Below are 21,110 nucleotides of genomic sequence, written 5' to 3'. Positions count from 1 at the left end.
CCATACGCGTCGTACTATGGGCAACAAGCGGCCAAGATCGGCAATGAACTCTCCCCCGTGCCGCGTCAGATAGGGGAGACATGAGAAGGACATGGGTGGGGTGGTCGACTAGTCAAGGTGCTCGGTCAAACGCTCGCCGGTCGAACCCGGCAGAGCTCCGACTTAAGGCTCCCCACCCTGAGCCTTTGCAAATCGGGCGAGGCGCGCGGGAAAAATCTCATGAGTTGCCTCGCCGGATCTCGTTTCTCGCGCGTTAAGCGATGCGGCGACATTGCAAGAGGTGTTTGGCATGCGGCTCTACCAATGCGATATCAGCGGGTTTCCGCTCTATTTCGACAATCATTTCAGCGTCGGGGCCAACAATGCGCCGGTCGGGTTTGTTGCAGACACATTGACGCTGCACACTCTCTTGGAAGCAGGCGAGGGTTTGTGGAGCATTCCCTCACGGCCTGGCGAAACCTGGCGGTTCTGTGCCAACGCAGCCATAGACGGGAGCAACTGGTTGGTTGCGGCCGACGATCCAATTCTTCTGGCAATTCCTGCACGTTACAATCGGCTCATCCCCAACACCAATACCCCGGAGGGCCTCGCAAGGTTTCATAGAATAGGCGCGGCCCAGCGCCATCTGTTCTATTCCATTCTGCGCTTTGGCCTTCCGTGTCCCGGAAGAGACGTCGACCCGGAGGGCGGTCTGGTCTTCGACTTTCTGGAAGATGCGATCAATGAAGGCGGCGGTGTCAGCCCTGCAATGACCGGGCACCGGAGCGGTCTGATCAGTCTTCGAGCGGCCGAGGCCGATGACATCGTTCGCGAGACCGTTCGTGTTTCGATGGGAGAGCCCTACCGAACCCTGCTTGGACACTTTCGCCACGAGATCGGTCACTTTTATTTTCAGCAATTGGTGCGAAAGGGCGCTTTGCTTGAAGAGGCACGTGCTCTCTTTGGTGACGAGCGCGAAGACTACGCAGCAGCGCTCCAAAAAAGCTACGACAACGGGCCAGTTGCGGACTGGCAGGATACCTTCATTTCCGCTTACGCAAGCAGCCACCCATCTGAAGATTTTGCCGAATGCTGGGCCCACCTGTTTCACATTGTCGATACGCTGGAGACGACCAGATCATTCGGGCTATCCATAGAGCCGTTAAGTCACCACGCCCTTGAAGTCGAGGTCGATTTCGACCCTTATCGGGCGGAGAATGCTCAGCAACTGGTGGACGCCTGGGTTCCGATCAGCCTGGCCCTTAACACCTTCCAGCGATCCATGGGCGAACGGGACATTTATCCGTTCGTTCTTTCGCCACCGGTCATAGCCAAACTCGATTTTATCAATCGGCTGATTGCGGAAGCGCGCCTTCAAACAGGTCGCCTTTAACCCGGATGCAAGGGCCGGGCGGGACGATGCGACGAAACGATATTGAGAGCCATGTTGCTGGCTACGGGATCGGGATTTTTCTTGTCTCCGTCACCATCCCGATACCTGATCTGCTGCGCGCGGACTTCAGCAAGAGGCCAGGGTGTGTCCACCCCTTGCGGGAACCAGCGTTCGAGATCGCTCACCCAGCGCTTCTTGAACATCTCTTGGTCCTTGAGGAGAGAGGCGTTCCCTTCAATTTCAATGAATGTGCCGGGCTTGCCGAGCAGGCTTGGACGGGCAGTATAGGTGAGACCAACCTGGGTTCCCGAACAATGTCGCCATAAGCTACGGTTCGCTAAAGCCGGTGGCAAAAATCCGGGATCGCCCCGCAGGCTCGTTGCGAAAGATCAATCCAGCACGCGTCCTTGAATGCATCGGGACATAGTCGAGTGTAATCTCGACCGTTTCGACAACAGTGTTTCCGGCCGTGATCTCGCCACGCACGACGACGTCGGCGGCAGTCCGGTCGGCCGCGTTTTCGACGTCGAACATGACAAGATATCCGCCGTCCCGGCTTGCGCTGCTGATCGTCTTGACTGACAGGTCCGGCGCTCCATCGCTCTGCGTCGCAGCTTCAAAGCCGACCCACCCGATCAGGGCGATCACAGCGATGGCTGAGACCGACCCGGTAAGCCATTCGATCCAGTGACCTTCGCCACTTTCGATCGAGCGGGATTTCGACGGTTTTGCCATAGATCACCTAGAGAATGAGCCGCGCTGCCGCGGCGCCGATTGCGCTTGGAAATGCAAGCACCACCGTGCTCATGATCGCCTGGGTCAGTTCGATGCCGTCCAGCCGATGAAACGTCCAGAGACAGTAGAAGCTGATCGCAAAGGCGACGGCGTAGCCGGGGAGCGTGAAGCGGATAAGGGCATGCCAAACGGGTGTGCCTTCTTCCAGTTCGTGTCCGCCCGAAAACGACAGCGCGTAGACAAAACCATGCATCAGCACGATGGACGAAATGATGAGTGCGATTGCGTGCCAGGCTGACATCTTGAAGGAAATCAGGATCATTTCCTCGGTCGGGGCGACATTCAATCCGAGAAACAAGGCGCCGACGGCCATCATGAAGAGCTCGCCGCCGTAGCCACTTTGCGCATCATCGTCGAGGGGGTCCTGTGCGTCCTCGTCATCATCGTCGCGCCCGCCCAATTCGCTGCGACCAAGCAACGCACCGATGCTGGCCGGAACCGTCTGAATGGCGATCATGCCTGCCGCCTCGGGTAGAGCGTGCCCGACGCTCAGAACGCCTAGGGCAGACAGCACGAAGGCGCTGGCCAACAGACCCAGGAAATAGGCAATGCTGGCATCGCGCACTGCCTCATGCCAGGTCGAAATATTTTCAAACCCGATCCGGCGCGCCAGGAGGATGAGCAAGGGGATGTTGACGAGGAGCAACAGAAGGAGCCTTGATCGGTCGATATAGAGCCCGAGTTCCCACATCTCCATCGTCAGGAACATGGGCAGCGCAAAGAGCAGTGCGCCAGCCAATCCGCGCGCCAGGCCCTTGGAAAATCGACTGTGGTCGAAATTGACATGCGTTTGCTCGATCGCCATTCCGGTCCCCTTTTCGGCTGCCATCTCAAAACGTCGACAAGCTCCGCAAGTTCCTCGTTTTCCTGATCTGGACCTTGTTCTCCAGCGAATCCAGGATGTCTTCGCAGAAGTCGACATCACAAAGTTTCACGAATGGTCTGAAGCCCGCCGGGTGTAAACTGATCTCCAGCAACTTGCCCCGACGATATCGAGGCCGACCAGGAACGTACCGTCCTCAACGAGCTTCTGGTGGAGAGTTTCCGCGATTGTCAGCATCTCTTTCGTGACGTTGTTGACGAGAAGGGCGATGCGCACGGCTGCTCCTAGCTAAGGTCGGTCATTCCCGGATCGCGCCGGCTCAGCCGGCATACCAAGCCTGCGGAACATCGCACCAATCAGAGTGTTGGGCGCAGGAAAGGAGGAGGCTGGCGATGGTCTTGATCCTACCGGAGTTCGATTGCCGAGGCGGCGAGGGAGCCGACATCTCGGGCCTCGTTGCGTCTATCAAACGTGCCTTGAATGCGGAGGCATTCTTGGAGACGCGAAACCTCACATTCAGGGTGCTTGGAAACAGCGTCGTTATTGAAGGGGCAGTCGATCTGCCGGGGGGCGCAGACGTTGTTCAGCGGCTTGCTGAAAGTCTCGCCGACCCCGGCCGCGTCATCGTCAGGATCAATTGTCAGCCCGATTGAGCCGCGGCGGCTGACATTCGAGCGGCGGGTGCTGCCGGGCAGAGCCCGGCCGCCTTTATAATGAAAGTTACCGGTCGACGGCCTCCTCAAAAAATGGCCCCCCAAGGGAGGCCACCGGAGCGATGTACGTCAAACCAGACTTCGCCGCCTTGGTTCCCACCGGCGGCGTGTGGAGGGCCAGCAAGGGAACGTTTGATCGGCGCGCCGGTTGGGCGGGGCCTCAAGAGAAGGAGATACGCCATGCCCCGCGGAGATAAATCGAAGTACACCGACAAACAGGAACGCAAGGCGGACCATATCGCCGAAGGCTACGAAAAACGTGGCGTGTCGGAGAAGGAGGCGGAGCGCCGTGCCTGGGCCACTGTGAACAAGGACAGCGGCGGTGGCAACAAGTCCGGTTCGGGCCGCGGCCAGTCCGACACCAACGAATCCGCCAAAAAGGGCGGGCACGTCGGCGGTCGGGCTGCCGCGGGACGCCCTAAAGCTGAGCGCTCAGCATCCGCAAAGAAGGCCGCCGCAACGCGCAAGCGAAACGAGCACAGCACCTCTCACTAGTGCCATTGAGGCTCAGCTTGCCGCAATCGTGAAGTCATCGTTTGACGCAATCGTCAGCAGGGATTTTGGGCGGAACCGTGCGGACTTGGTACGGTTCTAAGGTAAGCCCCTTTCCAATCAGCCGACCCCGCAAAGCAAAACCGAATAGGCGCTCGGCTGCGTTGGTTCTCACTCATTTTTCCTCGGGCGCGATCGACGCTCCGCCTGAACCTGTGCCGAGCGAAGGTCGTGCGCCTACGAGCCGAGTCTTCCAAACCGCATTTTGTTCCCGTTCGGAACCATTGCAGCTGGGCGATGTTGGAGCGGCTCCACCACACCGTAAAGGAGGTTGCCATGCCAGAGAAGACGCTTGAAACGCTGTTTCATGATGGCCTGAAGGACATCTACTACGCTGAACGGCAGATCCTGAAAGCGCTGCCGAAGATGGCACGCGCGGCGCAACTGCCGGACAGCAAGGCAGCGTTCGAAAAGCACCGGGACGAAACCGAAGTCCATGTGGAACGCTTGCAACAGGTCTTTGAAATTTTCGGCAAGCGCGCCCAGGGAAAGACCTGCGAGGCCATTCAGGGAATTATTGCAGAGAGCGAGGAGATCATGGAGGAATTCAAGGGGAGCCCCGCACTTGACGCTGGCCTCATCTCGTCGGCCCAGGCGGTCGAGCACTATGAAATTTCTCGCTATGGCACTCTGAAGACCTGGGCCAAGCAGCTCGGGCTGCAAGAGGCGGTGTCGCTTCTCGATCAGACCCTGCAGGAAGAAGGCGCCACCGACAAGGCCCTTAGCAAGCTTGCGGTGACGGCGGCGAACATCAAGGCCGCTGCCTGATGGCGTTTGGACGCTTGAGGGCGCCGTCGCCTCCAAGCGTCCTTGCCGCTTCATCGAATATCAGTTTCAACTCTGTAGACCGCCCAAGGCGTAGTGATGAAGCGAGTGGTCCCAGGAGGTCCAGGTCTCGTCATCGAAAGTGACGAACGAGCGCGACCTCGCAACGAAATGTAGGACGAAGATGGCTTCCGGCAAGAAGACGAGCGACCACCCCGCGAATAGGTTGGCGACGGACCCTCCGGGCGATCACGTTGGCGCCGGGTACGCGGAAATCGACGATATACCGAATCGTCTGCTGATACTCGCAAACAGGCTGCAAAAAGCCCTCGATTCGCGTCGAGTTGTGGCCAATGCCCAACGCCCAAGCTTCAAGGAGAATCGAGGCGACCAGTGAAGTGAAGCGGATCGAGGATGAGAAATGATACGGGACTTGCAGCAACTGCGGGTACTGGTTGCCGAGCATGAATTCATCGTCGCAAACGATATTGCGCCCCCGGGGCGACCCCACCGATTCCAGCCACCCACAAATCGGGGCGAAACGGTCATGCTGGATTCTGGTATCCTGATCCGAAGTGTTTGTCCGTTCTGTTTAAGGAAGCGGTGGAGGCAATTTCAGGGAAGCGGAACGCCGCTCATCCGGTAGGCAAGCTCCTCGCGCGCTCGGCTGAGCCTGCTCTTGATCGTGCCGACAGCACAGTCGCAGATGTCGGCGGCTTCCTTGTAGCTCAGCCCATATCCAGCAACGAGGATCAGCACCTCGCGATGGTCGGGTGCCATAGTGTCGAGAGCGCTGCACAGTTCCACGGTTAAGACGCACCAGTCCTGCGGTGCCGGCATCGGGATCGGTAGCTCGGCGCAGTTAACGAGGCCCGGGGACTCGCGCCGGCGCAGCTTGTACTGAGTCCGGAAAGCGTTGTGCATGATGGTGAAAAGCCAGGACTTAAGATTGGTTCCCGGTTGGAAACCGTCAATGCCGCGCAGTGCTCGAAAAAGCGTTTCCTGCAGCAGATCATCCGCTTCGAAGCTCGACGACACAAAGGTGCGCGCAAAGGCCCTAAGCGCCGGAATGAGGTCAACAACCTGGCTCTCCAGCGGCCGAGACCGCTGGACCGTTTCGTGGACAGAAGGCATTGTAACTGCCTTTCGCAATAGCTGAATTTGCTCTTTCTAACAATGCGCGGTCGGCACTTAAGTTCCCGCTACAATGCAGAGGGCAGAAGCGACAGGCGCCCTTGCCTCCCGCATTCAGCGGGACAGATCAAAGCCCGGCAAGACCGCGGGGGCTAGAACAAGGCAGCCTTGATCTTCACGCGGGCGACATTGATACACAGAGGTTTGAATAAGCTAGAATGGCATCTATGCAACGGTGGTGCCTGCGCATGCGCACGCTTTCTCGTCGCGTTCGACCGCTGTGTGCATCATGAACAGGCGTACCCATGGCAAGCAATTCAATTGTAACTGGTCACACAGCGACAGCTGGACGAAGGCGCATCGACGATACGAGCGAGGCAGGTCCCGCCGCTATCGCGGGCATTCCCGTCGTCGGAATCGGCGCGTCTGCCGGCGGCATCGAGGCGTTGGGCAACTTCTTCGACGCCATGCCGGCCGACAGCGGTTGTGCCTTCGTCGTGGTGCTGCATCTCGATCCGAAGCGCGAAAGCGAAATGGCCCGCATTCTGAGCAGCCACACCAGGATGCCGGTGGTACAGGTCGAGGACGGAATGACGCTCGTGCCTGACCACGTTTACGTCATCGCCCCCGACACCGATCTCAATTTGGCGGAAGGGGCATTGAAAGTATCAAGGCCGGCGGAGCCTCGCGGGCAGCGGCATCCCGTCGACCTGCTGTTTGCCTCGATCGCCGCGGAGCAGCGCGAGCGTTCGGTCGCGATCGTGCTTTCCGGGACAGGGAGCGACGGCACCGAAGGCCTGAAGGACATCCGAGCCGAAGGCGGCATGAGCCTGATACAAGCGCCGGAGACGGCCAAATTCGATGGCATGCCGAGGAGCGCGATCGCTGCCGGTCTTGCCGACCACGTTCTTGCGCCGGACAGAATGCCCGCGACCCTGATCGCCTACGTCAACCATGGCTACGTTTCCGATCCCGCCGAGGTAGAGACCGACCGCGCGAACGGGGAAGCGACGATCGAACAGATTCTGAAGGTCGTGCACGCTCGAAACGGGCACGATTTCGGCAACTACAAGCGCAACACACTGAGGCGGCGTATCCATCGTCGCATGGGGTTGAGGAACATCGACACGACCGCGGACTATCTCAACGATCTGCGGGCCAATCCGGACGAGGCCGCCGCTTTGGTGGCGGACCTGATGATCAGCGTTAGCGGGTTTTTCCGCGATCCCGAGGCATGGGAGGCGCTCGCCAAACTTGTGATCGTCCCCCTCGTTGCAGGGCGCGAGAGCGGCGCACAGATTAGGGTCTGGGTTCCTGCCTGCGCCACGGGAGAAGAAGCCTACGCCGCCGCCATGCTGATAACCGAGCACGCCGAAGCTGCCGCAAAGCGCTTCGACCTGAAGGTCTTCGCCACGGACGCACAGGAGGACAATCTGCGCAAGGCGCGTGACGGCATCTATCCCGCCGCCGCCCTGGCAGGCTTTTCGCCCGAACGCCTCCGCCGCTTCTTCGAAAAGCTCGACGGCTCGTTCCAGGTCACCAAGGAGCTTCGCGATACGGTCGTGTTCGCCGCACAGAACCTGCTTCGCGATCCGCCGTTCTCGCGGCTCGACCTCATTTCCTGTCGCAATTTCCTGATTTATCTGGAGCCGGTGGCGCAGCAGCGCGTCATCGCCCAATGCCACTTCGCCTTGCGCCCGGACGGGCATCTGTTTTTAGGCAATGCCGAGACGATCGGGCGGCATGACGATCTCTTCGACACCATATCGAAGAAATGGCGCATCTATCGCCGCACTGGACCAACCCGGCACGATCTCATCGATTATCGGCCGCTGCGTGGATCCGCCAGCACCGGGGCCACGGGCGAGCCGCGCTCGGTACCATCGGAAACGGCGCCACTGGCTGAAATCGCACGCCGGGCCCTGCTGGAGCGCTACGCCCCTGCATCGGTGTTGATCGATCACAAGGGCCGCGTCGTCTATTTCCACGGAACGACACGCGACTACCTGGAGCAGCCCTCGGGACAGCCGACCAGAGATCTCATCGCCATGACGCGGGACGGACTGGGCCTCAAACTTCGCGGCGCGATACGCGAAGCCACGAGGGGCGACAAGACCGTCACGGCACATGCGCACGTACTTCAGAACGGATCTTCCCGTAGGATCGCCATGACCGTGATGCCGCTGCCCGTCTCGCCACAAGGCGGGAAACTGGCTCTGGTCAGCTTCGCGCCGGATGAGTCTGCTGCCGCATCCAACGACCCGCCTGTCCGCGATGCCATGGAAACGACGTCCGGCGAGCGAGCGCTTCAGGAGGAACTGATGTCGATGCGCGCCGAGCTGCGCGACACTATCGAGCACCTCGAGACCGCCAACGAGGAGCTGAAGGCTTCAAACGAGGAAGCGATCTCGATGAACGAGGAACTTCAGTCCACCAACGAGGAGCTCGAAACCTCCAAGGAAGAGTTGCAGTCCTTCAACGAGGAACTGAATACCGTCAACAGCCAGCTCCAGCACAAGATCGTGGAACTGGAGCGCACCACCAACGATTTGAACAACCTGCTGGCGGGCTCGGAGACGGCAACGCTGTTTCTCGACGACGAATTGGCGATTACTTGGTTTGCGCCGGCGATGAAGGAGCTCTTCAATCTCGTGAGTTCCGACATCGGGCGGCCAATTACCCACTTCGCGCGGAAGTTCTCGGACGAAAACCTGCTGTCCGACGCGAAGACGGTGTTGAAAAAGCTCACGACCATCGAGGCCGAGGTTCGTGGTGACACCGGACGCTGGTACCTCAGGCGCATGCTCCCCTACCGCACGCGCGACAACCACATCGCCGGCGTGGTGATCACCTTCAGCGACATCACCGCGCGACGCAAGGCAGCCCAGGCCGTCGACGAGGCGCGGCGCTATGCCGAAGCGATCGTCAGGACGGTAAGGCAGCCCTTGATCGTCCTCGACGCCGAACAGCGCGTGGTCTCGGCCAATCCCGCCTTTTACGAACTGTTCAGGGTTTTGCCGAAAGACACCGACGGCAGGCTGCTCTATGCGCTCGGCAATGGGCAATGGGACATTCCGGCCCTGCGGACGCTCCTCGAGGAAGTGCTATCGAAGCATAAATCGGTAACCGACTACGAGGTCGAGCACGAATTTCGCGACCTCGGCCGGCGCAGCATGATGCTGAACGCCCGCCAACTCTCTGAAGGCGACGGCCGCGACGCGCTGATCCTGCTGGCCATCGAGGACATTACCGAACGCAGGGAGGCGGATGGTACGATTCGCGCCAGCGAGCAGCGCCTGAGGGATCTTGTCGGGTCGCTGCCGGGCGCGGTCTACACCACCGACGCCGCGGGCCGGCTCACCTCCTACAATCCGGCTGCTGCCGAATTGTGGGGCCGCACTCCGGAGCTGGGCACGGATGAATGGTGCGGATCCTGGCGCTTGTATCGACCGGACGGCACGCCCTTGTCGCATGACGAGTGCCCCATGGCGGTCGCACTGAGGGAGAAGAGGCCGATACACGGTGCCGAAGCGGTGGCCGAGCGACCCGACGGCGTGCGCGTGCCTTTCCTGGCTTATCCGACGCCCTTGCGCGATGCTTCGGGCAAGGTCACCGGGGGCGTGAACATGCTGGTAGATATCACCGAGCGCAAGCAGGCCGAGGCGGTGGCGCAACGCCTCGCCGCGATCGTCGAATCATCGGACGATGCGATCATCAGCAAGTCCCTCGACGGCATCGTCAAAAGTTGGAACAGCGGAGCGGCCCGGCTGTTCGGCTATGCTGCCGATGAAGTTGTCGGCCGATCGATCATGACCCTGGTGCCCCCGGACCGCCACGACGAGGAGTTGGATATCCTGGAGCGCGTCCGAAGGGGCGAACACATTCAGCACTACGAGACGCTGCGCCAGCGGAAGGACGGGAGTGAAGTCTGGGTTTCGCTGACCATATCGCCGCTGAAGGATGCCGCAGGCATTGTCATCGGTGCCTCCACGATCGCGCGGGACATGACCGAGCGCCAGCGCGCCGACGAACACCGCAAAACGCTGATGGGGGAACTCAACCACCGCGTCAAGAACACGATGGCCGTTATTCAATCCATCGCGGCCCAGACGCTTGGCCACGCATCGACGCTAGAACAAGCCCGCGAGGCTTTCGGGTCGCGGCTGATCAATCTGTCCAAGGCGCACGACGTGCTGACGCGAGAGAGCTGGCAAAGCGCGGACCTGCGCGAAATCGTCGCCGATACCGTCGGGCCCCATGCCGGGGGAGAAAACCGCTTCGAGATCGAAGGGCCGAGGATCCGACTGTCGCCGAGTGCCGCGTTGGCGTTTGCCATGGCACTGCACGAGCTCAGCACAAATGCTGCGAAATACGGCGCGCTCACCTCGGAAAACGGTCACGTCCTGATCGCATGGCAACTCGAGGGCAACGGGGCCGAGCGGCAGCTCGTTCTGCGTTGGCAGGAGAGCGGCGGACCTCCGGTTGTTCAGCCAACACGCAAGGGTTTTGGCTCGCTCCTGATCGAACGGGCGCTGGCGTCGGAACTTCGAGGAGAGGTGCGCGTTGGGTACAAGTCCTCCGGCCTTGAGTGCACCATCGTTGCACCAATATCCGCTGGCGAAGAGTTGTTGGGAGGGCGAAGTGGCCCGAGCGGAGGCGAGGCGGATCCTGATCGTGGAGGATGAAGTTCTCGTCGCGCTAAACCTTGAGGACCTTCTCACAGGAATGGGACATTGTGTGGTGGCCTGCGCCACCCGACTCGACAAAGCAGTGCAACTCGCCACTCGCGCAGATATCGATTTTGCGTTTCTCGACATCAACCTGGGCGGCGAAACGTCCTTTTCCGCCGCCGCAATCTTGCGCCGGCGCAACATCCCGTTTGTCTTTGCCACCGGCTACGGCACAGATGGCCTTTCGGATGAATTTCGCGACACGCCCACGTTGCAGAAGCCCTATGAACCCCGAGAATTGAGGCGGGCACTTACGGAAGCTTGCGCGGGTGTGGCTGACTGACGTCGGCAATGCTATCGACACGCCTCTACGACGGATGATTGATCGGAAGTGCTCACTCATTGCGAGCGTCTGCCTTGCGCTTGATCGCATGAGGTTCGGGGTCGACAGCGCGGCTGACCGCCACGAACGCGGCAATATCCAACCGGCGCTTCCCAAACTCAGACTTGGAGATGAACGTTTGCGGTTGCCCAACGCCCTGCCCAAGCTCGACTTGAGTGATGTTCGCGCGTTTCGGGTTGGAAGCCTTGTAGCCGAATTGATGCGATAACTGCCATCACATCCGAAGCCGGCTCGCCGTAGAAAGCCCCAAGTACAGGCCTATGCCGAATCCGAGCAAGCCGGCGGTACTTACAATTGCCGTTGCCGTACCGGGATTGTCGCGCGCGGCCCCGATCGCCCCTTGTCCCTGCTTGCGGACCGTTTGGACTGCGCTCCTGGCGAGTTCTGATGCCTCCTCGGTCGCTGAGCTGACTCGCGCACTGAAAGCTTGCCTCACCTCTTCGACCTGGGAACGCAAGTCGGCGATCTGATCTTCGATCGATTGCTGTGTATAACTAGCCATTATCCACCTGTTGGTTTGCAAACGCAAAATCGCTGGATGGCAGGTTTGTTCCCATCACAAATTCATTGTCCTGATCTTGGGTGTTTGCCGGGATGCCACGACATGGCAAAAACCGATCTTGTCCTAGCCATGATTTCCCCCGCGAGCCCGCTAGTGAAATCGTCAAGGACGCAAGTCCGGTGCTGGCTCAACGCGGCGAAGCGCTACAACTCGATCAACCTACACCATTCCGCTTCTGCATTGTGGAGTCCGAATTGTGTTCCAAGGTTAGGTGCGACGCGGCGCCTTGCAGTGAAGAGCTCACGAGGTGCATAGGTAGCCATGTAGGCGGAGAGCCGACATCCAACGGCATCGTCGAGATCGTCTGCGGGTTATGCCCCAGGTTCAGCGTGGCGAGCGAGGACAAGGTGAGCGAAAAGAGCATCTTCTTTTCCACGTTTGCAACGACGGTAGCCAACTCTCCGGCAAACCAGGTACCTTTGTCGCCGCGGTCTTCCTGGTTGTCGCCTGGGCCGTATGCGGACCGTTTTTTTTTTTGGCTTCAGCGATACTTGGGGAGATTTATGGCATCAACCAGCGGAACGCCGGCGAGAAAGTCCGATTAAAGCCTGCGGCAACTAGGAGCTCTTCTACGAAGAGCATCCCGGATCAAACGGGGCAAGCTAAGGTGGGACCCAACCACCGATGATCGCCAAAATCTCACCGGTGATGCAGCTGGAGCATGGGAGAGCCAAAAAAGACGTAGGCAGGAGTAATCTCCTCGGGCTGGGCTGGACGTTTCATCGGCACGTTGGCACCGAACTTCGATACATCCTGCGCCTCCTTGTCGCTGGGGCGGACCCGGCCCGCCCGCGTTCACCCGAATACCCTTTCGGTCGCTTTGCCAGAGACACGGGGAGGGATGCGGGTGCGGCTAGCGCATCAGTCCCGCCGCACGCAGCGCGTCCTCGATGGTCCGCCGAATGCCGTCCGTCGGTCCTGCTTGACGCGGGCTGTCACCATTGCTGCGTGAGATGGGCGCAGGGACGTCAATGTTGGCGCCATGCGATGCGTGGTTCAAAGCCGGTGCTAAAATTCCGAATGACCGCGCAATTTCCTCGGTCGACGAAATGCCAACGTCGAGCATATATGGCCCCGCCCGCCCGTAACCGCTTTTGACGTCGATTGGCGTGCCGTGGCCCATGCCCTTGACGCGATAGAGCTGAAGGCGTTCCGTCCCGTCAGCATCGACCCAGACCAGGCGTTCAAGCCGTGACCTTGGTTGGTCTGCCCGAGGGGACGCTCTTGTCTGGTGAATGCCCTGCCATTGCTCGACAATCGCGTCTGCGTTGGCGGAGTTGACGGTAGTGTCTTGGGTTCCCTGCCAGACCGATATTGAAGGCCAGGGACCCTTTGATTTGGACGCAGATCGAAGCAGGTTTTGAAGCGACTTTCCGTCGGGCATACCGTGCGCCCGCATACGGTCGAACGCCTGGGGTATCGTGTATGCAGTTCCATAGGGAAGGCCCGCTATGATTGCCCCGCCGGCAAAGACTTCGGGATAGGTCGCCAGCATCACATTCGCCATAGCGCCGCCTGCCGACAGGCCGGTGATATAGACCCGGCTGGCATCGATGCCGTAGCGCGCTTCGGCGGTCACGATCATCTGGTAGATTGAAAGGGCCTCGCCTCGGCCGCGCGCGATATCGTTCGGCTGGAACCAATTGAAGCAGAGATTGGCGTTGTTGCTGCGGGTCTGCTGAGGAAACAAAACGACAAAGCCGTGATCGTCGGCCAATTTGCTCCATCCAGATCCAGTATCATATGTCGCCGCCGTCTGGGTGCAGCCGTGCAACACGACGACAAGCGCCGGCCGCGGAACCACCGTGGATGGCACGTGAACTCTTGCCTCAAGCTCGCCGGGGTTCGATCCAAAGGCTTCGAATGGAGCCAGGAGGCCTTCACCCCGAGGGGCAGCTGGATTTGTGCGGAACTGCTTGAGCAAGGCGAGGGTGTTGGCCAGCGAGCGCATGACAAAATCTCCAGGCCGTAACGGCCAGGATGGCGATCATAGCGGCCTCAGGTAGCTTCAGGAATATATTGCTGCACTGCACAAGATAATGCTGCGGCGCAATGTTTCAATGGGAGATGCTTAAACTTGCAGGTGGCGACCCGGAACGGGGTGCTCAGAAAATGCATCAACCAAGCCAACGGTTGCTAAATGTGAGGGTGGCAACCGAGATCGGTTTCCCCTGCTCACCACCGAGACCGAAATCTCGGTACCATAGCCATCCGGCAGTTCGTCGCGTGCGTCGCACGATCTATTGTGAGGCACAGAGGTTTCCGTATTGATCACATAAGAAGCTCTCGTTGTTGGTTTCGGTTAAAGCTTGACCGCTGTCTCTCGGCCCCAGAGCCGGAGCTCGCGACAGGCCTGAATGAATGAATGAACTGCTTTCGGATCGCTGAGTGCAATCACTCCCTCGTCCAGTTCCGGGTCGACGCCTACGTGTTTCAGGAGCGGAAGCGCCTGGGGCGAGAATGCTATGAACTTGCAGTGGGCGAAGGCGTCGGAAACGAAATCGTGAGCCGCGGCTTCTTTTGTCAGCCGCTCAGCGCCGTTCTCGGAAAGGATCAGTGCTATTGCGTCGAAGAGGACGGACGGTCCGCCGTCGACCATGTGTTTGCCCTCTATCCAGCTGCCATCCGCTGCTTCTACGCCCCCAACCTTCGGTGCGACCACCTCCATGACGGCGCCCTCCTTTTCGATCGCCGACTGCAGTTTCTTAAGAAGTGCCGCGTCTGCGCCGGCAGTTACCAGCACGCCCACTTTCCGCCCGGCGAAGCTCTTGGGCCCGTTCCCAATGATACTGAGGGCCGGAGATGCCGGCAGGTCGTCGCGAGGCGGCACTGCCGCATCGGCAGGCTTAGGAAGCTTCTTGATACCAAGCTTGCCCGCGACCGTCGTGCCGAGCGTTTCATCGATATTGAGGAGATGGGCGACCATACGCTCGCGAATTACCGGATTCTCGCATTTGCTCAGCTCGAACGTAAGCGCCGTCACAATATGGCGTTGTTCCGTTGCGGTCTGACTGATGAAGAACTGCCGCGCTTGGCTATAATGGTCGGCGAAGCTTTGGGGACGGAGCCGGGCCTTCTGGCCTTCCTCTAACTTCGCGAATGTCGGGAATCCCTGTTGTGGACTTTCTCGCGGGCCCTCGCCCCACGAGTTCGGCTGGTAATTGACCCGTCCCACGGGATTGCGCGTGGCCATGTGGCCGTCCTGCTGGAAATGGTGGAACGGACACTTCGGCGCGTTGATCGGGATATGAGTAAAGTTCGGGCCGCCGAGACGCTTAAGCTGCGTGTCGAGGTAGGAAAAGTTGCGGCCCTGGAGCAGCGGGTCGTTTGAGAAGTCTATGCCGGGCGGTACGTTTTGTGTCATGAACGCCACCTGCTCGGTCTCGGCAAAGAAATTGTCGGGCATCCGGTCGAGCACTAGCCGGCCGACTGGTAGCGGCTCAACAATCTCCTCGGGGATGATCTTGGTCGGATCGAGCACGTCGAAGTCGAAGTTATCGGCAAAATTCTGGTCGAACAGCTGAAGGTTCAACTCCCATTCTGGGAAATCGCCGGAGCGGATCGCATTCCATAAGTCGCGTCGATGGAAATCCGGATCAGCCCCATTGATCTTGACCGCTTCATTCCAGACGACCGACTGCATGCCGAGTTTCGGCTTCCAAATGAACTTGACGAAGGTTGACTCGTCCTTCGCGTTGACCAGCCGGAAGGTATGAACCCCAAACCCCTGCATGAAACGGAAGGAACGGGGGATGGCGCGGTCCGACATCACCCACATGATCATGTGCATTGATTCCGGCGTCAGCGAAATGAAATCCCAGAAATTGTCATGGGCCGATTGCGCCTGCGGAAAGGCGCGGTCAGGCTCTGGCTTCACCGAGTGGATGACGTCGGGAAATTTGATTGCATCCTGAATGAAAAAGACTGGGATATTGTTGCCGACGAGGTCCCAGTTGCCTTCCTTCGTATAGAATTTAACTGCAAAGCCGCGCACGTCGCGCGCGAGATCGAACGAGCCTTTGGATCCTGCGACCGTCGAAAATCGCACAAAGACCGGCGTCTTCTCTCCGGCGCGTTGGAAGATGTCGGCGCGGGTGTGAGCCGCTAGCGATTCATAGGTCTCAAAGTATCCGTGGGCGCCGTAACCACGCGCATGCACGACGCGCTCGGGAATGCGTTCGTGATCGAAATGGAAAATCTTCTCGCGGAAATGAAAATCCTCGATAAGCGCCGGTCCGCGCTCGCCGATTTTTAACGTATTCTGGTCATCGGAAACCGGTCCGCCCTGCGCTGTCGTCAGGACCTCCGCGTCGCCATCGGCGAACTGATGGAGTTCGCCGCCGTTTCCGCGTGCGAGCTTTTGATCATGGATCGTCGCGGGCTTGCCCGATGATTGCCTGGCAGATCTGGCCATCTCCATATTCCTTGAGAATGAGTGAAACGAATTCTGGACGTTCTCCCCAATCCCCAGAGAACGTGTAAGTTCCGAGCAGCCGTGCGTGTTGCGACCGGCGCGACCTATTTCGCCCCCTACGCGGGTTAGATGGCGCGGGCAGACGGTGTCTTTTCCGAACGAGGCCCGCCAGAAGGCCGGCGAGGGAGTCGCCACAGGCCACGAAGCAAGTTCTGGACGCGAAGGCGTGCGGAAGGTCCATCGGTACCGCTTTCTGTGTTTGTGGATTGCCGCCGTATCGCGATAGCCTTGGATCAAAACGACGCTGGTGATCACAATCGCTGCGACCGACAGCGCATAGGTGATGACTTGTGTGAAACCGAACGGCACCAGGTCGGTGCTGCCAGCCATCGACAGGCCGGTTAAGAGCGTTGGCACGCCGCCTCATGTGTCAGGGGCATGACCGCGCAAGTCATGGAACTGGAATGTGGATAGTTGGGGTATATCGCTGCCCTCGCCGGCATTTCCGGCTGGAGAGCCCTTCGCCCGAATCTCCTGGATCTCCGTGGCGAGATGATCGAGGTATTCGAGCGCTTCGTGAGTGGTGATCAAAGACGTCATACTGTCGTCCATGCCGGCACGTGTCAGATCGTTTCTAGCTTTCTCCACGAGGTCATGGATGAACCGGTTTGGATCATCGCATTGGTCGGCAGCCCACCGCAACAATTCGCATAGCAATCTTTCGTTAACGCGCATTGCCGTAACGGCCTGGCTCAACATGAGGTTAATTTTCTGTACCTTCTCATCTTTGATCCTGCGGGCCATCGGAATTCTTCCTGATCTACTTCTGCGCCTGCCTGCTGCCGTTCCAAAGTCCAACGGCGAGGCGAATGCATTTGTTCCGCACCAGATTGCTGCTTGAGCGGCGAAGCTGGTGCCCCCTTCTGCATGGCGGCAGAGCGCCAGGGCGTGTTCCCTAAGTTGCAATAGAATAGCCCCACCTCCGCTTGAACCTCGGAGTTCTACCTTGATCCGAAGGATTTTGGATCATTGGCGAGCCCAACGCGCATGTTCCTCGAAGAGAAATGGCCCCGACGGGGCGTCGGGGCCAACGAGGCTGCATCATGGCATTGATGGGCTCCTACGCGGGGAAAGGGATTACCCCATGAAGCCCGGCTGGATCCTTGGGGGAGGATCATCGCCGGTCCTCAAACCACAGTCTCTAAAAGTGGTTCCCATGCGGAAAAAGAAACGGCCCCGTCCGGGGAGAGCGGGGCCTCGGCACGGAGTAGTGCCAATGGGCTCCATTCTGGGCATAGTGGATGGAGCCTCAGCCTAGATCCGGGGGGTAGTGGATCGTAGGCACGCAATGAACGCGCATCGTCAAAAAAGGTTCCGGATGTGGCGTCTAGGCCGGCGGCGGGCTGGATCCCATCTTCGCTCGAAGCGAGGCGGGGTCGCAAACGTCTTGATACAGTTGGATCAGCCGCGACGCGAGAAACTGCGCATCCTCGCAATCAGCCGGAAGTCTGTATTCTCTGAGAACCTCATCAAACACGGCCTGCAACTTTTCAAGGTCGCCAGGAAGCAGCATTCGAGAGTAGGCTGATAGCATTTTAACCCTCCAAGTTAGGGCGAGCGGCCAAACTCGCTCGCTAAGCCGTCCAGGCGGGACACTGAAGGATTGTACCTTTTTGGGTTAATCGCGCGAATCAAAGATCAATAGGCGCGGCTGCTAATTGCCGGCGGCTTGCGCCGTTGCTGGTGCCCGGCGCACCAGTCTAGGGGCCAGGGCATGAAAAGAAATGGCCCGCCGGGGTGACGAGGCCAGAGGCTACCTTCGGACTTCACTCGGGGGATTTGGTGAAGTCTGCGATCGCGAGCGGGGGTGGGACCACGACACGCCAAAAACGCACCTCCGACGCAAAGGTTCCTGCTGGCAGGGAGTGGACCGGCCCACAAGGACGACGATGGGGCCAAGCGAGTGCCTCGATGGACTTCGTTAGAGGAAAACGTACCGCTCTCGGAACGGCCACCGTCCCGGAATGTTCTCGTCTGGGACTGAAGTCCCATGGAAGAACCTGTTCCGCCGCGCCTAGGTTTGGGGATGCTCTCGATCCTCGACCCGATCGATCGAGGCGCCTCTGGCCCCCACTGTTGTCATCAGTGTCCCCGCTCGGTGTGGGGCCTATCGAGGTCGGATGCTCGCAGTTCGACCGGCTAGCGACAGCCGGGCGCTGGTGTTTTTGCAAACCCACGGCCCGTCCACCGTCCCGAGCCTCAGGACTCGTCCCCGAAGTTCGAAGGACGGAGACATCCGCAGCGCACACGCCATCATCTTGCCGCTTTGCCGATAGTGTCGGCCATATGGGCTCCACGAAGGCCCATGGGAAGCGGCCTGCCGGTAGTTGAGTCCTTTGCGGTTTGATGCTCAAGTTCAGCATTGAGCTCCGCACCCACGATCAGCAGGGTCACTGACAACCAGAGCCATATGAGGAACCCGACAAGGCCGCCCAACGCACCGTAACTGGCTGCGTAGTCAGCAAGGTTGTTGAGATACCAGGCATAGCCCAGAGACATCACAATCCACGCGGATGTTGCGAAGACCGATCCCCACGTCAACCAGCGGAGTTTCGCCGGCTGGCGACTGGGACCGACACGATACACCACCGCCGCTCCCGTCAATGCGGCGACGACCACAAGGGACCAGCCAGCCAGGAGGACCACGGTTTCGTTCGTTGGATCAAGGAACGCAACTCGAAGTAGTGTGGATAGCACGGCGGTGATGACTATCATCAGGATGAGGGCGATCATGGCGCAGAGCGTAAAGACGATGGCAATGAGGTTGAGTCTGACAAATCCTCGCTTTTCGACTTCCTGGTACGCAACATTCATTGCGTCGAACAGCGCGAGCGTACCGTTTCGGGCACTCCAAAGGGCAACGGCGAAGCCGATGAAAAAAGCAAGGCTCAAGGTCGCGTCACGTATCTGCACGAGTGCGCGAACCTGGGTGGCGAGAATGTCGAAGGCCCCCGGGGGGAGGACGTAAGCGAGCGTTCTCAAGTGCTCCGCAATATCGACGGGATCGGCGAGCAGTCCGTAAAGGGCCACGATCGCGCCCAATGCTGGAAACAGCGCAAGAAGCAGATAAAACGTGACTCCAGCCGCGACGAGCGCGACCCGGTCACCGGACACTTCGTGTACGACGCGCCAAAGCACGTCATAGAGCCCCTTTCGAGGGATGTCCTCGGGAACATCGGCGCTGCGGCCGCGACTTTGGTCTGTATCTTCACTCAGAGGATAGAGAGGCTCGTCCTGCCTGGCGCGCAGAGTTCGCCCGTTTGATCGGTTGAGGCAAAGTGCGATCACCGCGATCGCACAAATGCTGACGGCGATTTGACGATCGGTAAATTTCAGGACCATCGAAGGTTCCTCTCGCTTTTCCTTTCTAATGCGCGCCACGCGAAGTGGATGCGGCGAAAACGTCGTGGCCAGTGCCGTCGGACCCCAAGGGCTCAGCGAGGCCGCGCGAGCGCGGTCCAGAGGTACCCCACGACGCCAGCCACAACGATTGCCGGAACGATGTGGCGTCTGAGCTTGTTTTCTACCGCTTGGACGACGACGTTCGCCTCAAGCACGGCCAGCCTCGAGGTTCCGGCCGCGATGGCTGCGAGTTCCGTGCTAAGCCGGATCACGTCTGTTCGCAAAGCCTCTAGCTGCGCCTCTCGAGTAGGATAGTAGGATCGGACGTCAGCGCTGCCTGATGTCGCACGATCACTCTCGTCGCTTGGCGTGTCGGCTAACTGCGATGCTTGGACAACGCTTTCATCATGTGTCTGATCCGTCATGGCCTGGCCCTCCTCTGGTTCCATTCAACCGAGGAGGATGACCGTTGTTCCACCATCGCGCTCCTGAGCCGCACCGAGCGCGCCGAAACCTGATGCTTTTGAGAGCCACTTTGACCTCGAAAGACCGGACGAGAGAACCCGTCGTTGCTGGCGGAGCCTGGCCGAACGCCCTCTTGGATCGCTTGCGTCGACCTAGTTCTTCTTCTTGGCGCGAGCCGCGGCCTTTGTCGTGAGCCGAAAATCGGCCATTTCCTGCGCCGTCAAATAATAGAGATGATCCGGAGGGGTTTCCAAAGCGTGGAACCAAAGGCCGGCAGAAATACCCATCGCGTCGAGATGGCGCGCGATCCGGGCAGTGGCGGACTGGGCTGCCGACATGGCTTCCTGTGGCGTCGGCCGATCATTGCTGTCGCTGAAGAGCTGATGCACGCCGACGACCGCGTCGGATTCCGCAAGGCGCTCGACTCCGCCTGACAGGATAATCGGGCATGAGGATGCGCACAGTGCTCTCGATGCCACTTTGGTGTTCAGCCGCTTTTCTCGGATCAGCCTGGAGATCGCCAATGCGTCGTCTACCGAGCCCCCCGGCGAGTTGAGCTCTACGGTTTTGATATATTCGCCGCGTTGTTCGACCTCGCGAGCAAATCGCAAGGCTGCGCCTAGGTCGAGCGTTCCTTCAGCAAGCAAGCAGCCCCCTGGACCAAGATTGAACGTCATGGGCTTGGCTAGATCTTCGATTGGGCTTGCCGGGTTTACCGTAGGCCGGTCCGGATCCGCCTTGGTTCCGGCAGGTGGTAAGAAGGGCATCGGGTGGGATGGATCGAAGGTTGGCAGCTGTCTCTTCGTTGCGATTTCGCGAACATCGATAAGGAGAAAGACCGTCGTCAACGCCAATAGCAGCAGGAAGGCCCCCCGCATTAAGGCGCCATCGTCCAGGCGGCTCAGCATCCTGATTGCGGATTCCGATCTGAAGCCGGCCACCATTCCGATCAAAATCCGGCCACCGTTCCGATTTGAAGCCGGCCACGATTCCAATCAAAGACCGGCCGGTTTCCGGCTCTGAAGATACCCCTTGGGTCA

17 protein-coding genes and 3 pseudogenes are annotated in these 21,110 nt (G+C 59.5%); 7 read left to right on the top strand and 13 right to left on the bottom strand.

Annotation, left to right across the window (positions count from 1 at the left end):
• The first annotated feature begins 289 nt into the window (after window positions 1–289).
• Window positions 290–1,372, top strand: a complete 1,083-nt coding sequence (locus tag IB265_RS32135; RefSeq protein WP_113737902.1) for a putative zinc-binding metallopeptidase — start codon at window positions 290–292, stop codon at window positions 1,370–1,372.
• Here the strand turns inward: IB265_RS32135 and IB265_RS32130 are convergent.
• The 4 genes from IB265_RS32130 to IB265_RS32115 all read right to left on the bottom strand — a co-directional run bounded on the left by IB265_RS32130 (window position 1,369) and on the right by IB265_RS32115 (window position 3,266).
• Window positions 1,369–1,575, bottom strand: coding sequence for a hypothetical protein (locus IB265_RS32130; RefSeq protein WP_192495781.1), 207 nt, complete (start codon window positions 1,573–1,575; stop codon window positions 1,369–1,371). The two genes, IB265_RS32135 and IB265_RS32130, sit on opposite strands and share 4 nt — an antisense overlap.
• 124 nt (window positions 1,576–1,699) lie before the next feature.
• Entirely contained in the window at window positions 1,700–2,107 is a 408-nt protein-coding gene (locus IB265_RS32125; RefSeq protein WP_057250055.1) for a hypothetical protein, read from the bottom strand.
• A 7-nt stretch (window positions 2,108–2,114) separates the two neighbouring features.
• Window positions 2,115–2,972 carry a TIGR02587 family membrane protein gene (locus IB265_RS32120; RefSeq protein ID WP_192495780.1) on the bottom strand — a complete coding sequence of 286 codons (858 nt, stop codon included), beginning with the start codon at window positions 2,970–2,972 and terminating at the stop codon, window positions 2,115–2,117.
• Window positions 2,973–3,098: 126 nt separating this feature from the next.
• A complete protein-coding gene (locus tag IB265_RS32115; RefSeq protein ID WP_113737904.1) occupies window positions 3,099–3,266 on the bottom strand; it encodes a hypothetical protein in 168 nt (55 codons plus the stop codon).
• 617 nt (window positions 3,267–3,883) lie between these two features.
• On the opposite strand from IB265_RS32115, the gene IB265_RS32110 reads away from it, so the two are divergent.
• Window positions 3,884–4,198: a plasmid stabilization protein gene (locus IB265_RS32110; RefSeq protein WP_192495779.1), complete on the top strand. Its 315-nt coding sequence runs from the start codon at window positions 3,884–3,886 to the stop codon at window positions 4,196–4,198.
• Between the two features lie 333 nt (window positions 4,199–4,531).
• Window positions 4,532–5,023, top strand: a complete 492-nt coding sequence (locus IB265_RS32105; RefSeq protein WP_113737906.1) for a ferritin-like domain-containing protein — start codon at window positions 4,532–4,534, stop codon at window positions 5,021–5,023.
• Window positions 5,024–5,153: 130 nt separating this feature from the next.
• Here IB265_RS32105 and IB265_RS32100 read toward each other — a convergent pair whose 3' ends face one another.
• Together IB265_RS32100 and IB265_RS32095 are read right to left on the bottom strand one after the other, a co-directional pair.
• Complete coding sequence (locus tag IB265_RS32100) at window positions 5,154–5,486, bottom strand: hypothetical protein (protein ID WP_192495778.1); 333 nt, start codon at window positions 5,484–5,486, stop codon at window positions 5,154–5,156.
• A 149-nt stretch (window positions 5,487–5,635) separates the two neighbouring features.
• On the bottom strand, window positions 5,636–6,154 hold the full coding sequence (locus tag IB265_RS32095; protein ID WP_057250062.1) for a sigma-70 family RNA polymerase sigma factor: 519 nt from the start codon (window positions 6,152–6,154) through the stop codon (window positions 5,636–5,638).
• A 305-nt stretch (window positions 6,155–6,459) separates the two neighbouring features.
• Between IB265_RS32095 and IB265_RS37870 the strand changes: the two are divergent.
• The 4 genes and pseudogenes from IB265_RS37870 to IB265_RS37070 form a co-directional block, all read left to right on the top strand.
• Window positions 6,460–7,260, top strand: a pseudogene (locus IB265_RS37870) (chemotaxis protein CheB); the annotation flags it as partial.
• Window positions 7,261–7,338: 78 nt separating this feature from the next.
• Complete coding sequence (locus tag IB265_RS32090) at window positions 7,339–10,839, top strand: PAS domain-containing protein (protein WP_309140553.1); 3,501 nt, start codon at window positions 7,339–7,341, stop codon at window positions 10,837–10,839.
• Entirely contained in the window at window positions 10,829–11,167 is a 339-nt protein-coding gene (locus IB265_RS32085; RefSeq protein ID WP_309140547.1) for a response regulator, read from the top strand. Before IB265_RS32090 ends, IB265_RS32085 begins: the two co-directional genes overlap by 11 nt.
• Before the next feature lie 969 nt (window positions 11,168–12,136).
• Window positions 12,137–12,261, top strand: a pseudogene (locus tag IB265_RS37070) (low affinity iron permease family protein); the annotation flags it as partial.
• A 130-nt stretch (window positions 12,262–12,391) separates the two neighbouring features.
• Here IB265_RS37070 and IB265_RS37065 read toward each other — a convergent pair.
• From IB265_RS37065 to IB265_RS32055, 7 genes and pseudogenes are all read right to left on the bottom strand, one after another.
• Window positions 12,392–12,600: pseudogene (locus IB265_RS37065) on the bottom strand (SDR family oxidoreductase); the annotation flags it as partial.
• 42 nt (window positions 12,601–12,642) lie between these two features.
• Window positions 12,643–13,740: a PHB depolymerase family esterase gene (locus tag IB265_RS32080; RefSeq protein ID WP_192495776.1), complete on the bottom strand. Its 1,098-nt coding sequence runs from the start codon at window positions 13,738–13,740 to the stop codon at window positions 12,643–12,645.
• A 351-nt stretch (window positions 13,741–14,091) separates the two neighbouring features.
• Window positions 14,092–16,203: a catalase gene (locus tag IB265_RS32075; protein ID WP_113737922.1), complete on the bottom strand. Its 2,112-nt coding sequence runs from the start codon at window positions 16,201–16,203 to the stop codon at window positions 14,092–14,094.
• Window positions 16,204–16,626: 423 nt separating this feature from the next.
• Window positions 16,627–17,007: a hypothetical protein gene (locus IB265_RS32070; RefSeq protein WP_192495775.1), complete on the bottom strand. Its 381-nt coding sequence runs from the start codon at window positions 17,005–17,007 to the stop codon at window positions 16,627–16,629.
• Between the two features lie 1,509 nt (window positions 17,008–18,516).
• Window positions 18,517–19,605, bottom strand: coding sequence for a YihY/virulence factor BrkB family protein (locus IB265_RS32065; protein WP_113737913.1), 1,089 nt, complete (start codon window positions 19,603–19,605; stop codon window positions 18,517–18,519).
• 92 nt (window positions 19,606–19,697) lie between these two features.
• Window positions 19,698–20,030 (bottom strand): hypothetical protein, encoded by a 333-nt coding sequence (locus tag IB265_RS32060; protein WP_162728089.1) that lies wholly within the window; start codon window positions 20,028–20,030, stop codon window positions 19,698–19,700.
• Between the two features lie 192 nt (window positions 20,031–20,222).
• Window positions 20,223–21,014: a hypothetical protein gene (locus tag IB265_RS32055; protein ID WP_192495774.1), complete on the bottom strand. Its 792-nt coding sequence runs from the start codon at window positions 21,012–21,014 to the stop codon at window positions 20,223–20,225.
• Between the last annotated feature and the right edge of the window lie 96 nt (window positions 21,015–21,110).

Origin of the sequence: Ensifer sp. ENS10 (assembly GCF_014852025.1) — a bacterium.
GTDB lineage: Bacteria > Pseudomonadota > Alphaproteobacteria > Rhizobiales > Rhizobiaceae > Ensifer.
Note: the sequence above shows the minus strand (reverse complement) of the source record. Positions and strands in the feature narration are given on the sequence as shown.